This window comes from Bradyrhizobium sp. BRP19 (assembly GCF_020194195.1).
GTDB classification, from domain to species: domain Bacteria; phylum Pseudomonadota; class Alphaproteobacteria; order Rhizobiales; family Xanthobacteraceae; genus Bradyrhizobium; species Bradyrhizobium yuanmingense.
Map to the genome: position 1 here is coordinate 1 of NZ_JADYVZ010000113.1, position 449 is coordinate 449.

A 449-nucleotide genomic window follows, 5' to 3' on the forward strand; every position below is an offset into this window, starting at 1 on the left:
GCCTTACGCCGGTGTCCTTGCACTGTGCAGCAGATCTGCTCAGCTTTTGGCCGGCGTTATTTCTGGTCATTTGAAAATTTCAGCCCGAGTCGAGGAATTCGTTTGGCGCGAGATCGACATTCCACCGGAGTCGCAGTGGCGATTAGGGCATCCTGATCTTGAGCTCGGCGTTGACACTCTTGCTGGCCAAACCATGCCGGACGTCATGGGCACGTTTCGGCTTTGCCTTGGCCCAGTCGACCAGCAGGAGTTTCGATCACTGCTCCCCGGTTGCGGGACCCATATGATCCTTTGCCGTCTCATCAACCTGGTTCTGCGCGAACCTTTGGTATGGGATCTCCAGCTAGAACTTGCGCCCGGGCAGACGCCGGAATGGACGCTCGGTCAAGGAGAGTTAGGCTGGACGACATGGGTCGAGCCACCGAAGGGAACCGGAAGCGTTGTTCCAT

General features: G+C 57.5%; 1 protein-coding gene. It reads left to right on the top strand.

Annotation, left to right across the window (positions count from 1 at the left end; genetic code table 11):
* The coding region (locus I6F36_RS38740; RefSeq protein ID WP_225173267.1) for a type VI secretion system baseplate subunit TssG at window positions 1–449 on the top strand (449 nt) is incomplete at both ends.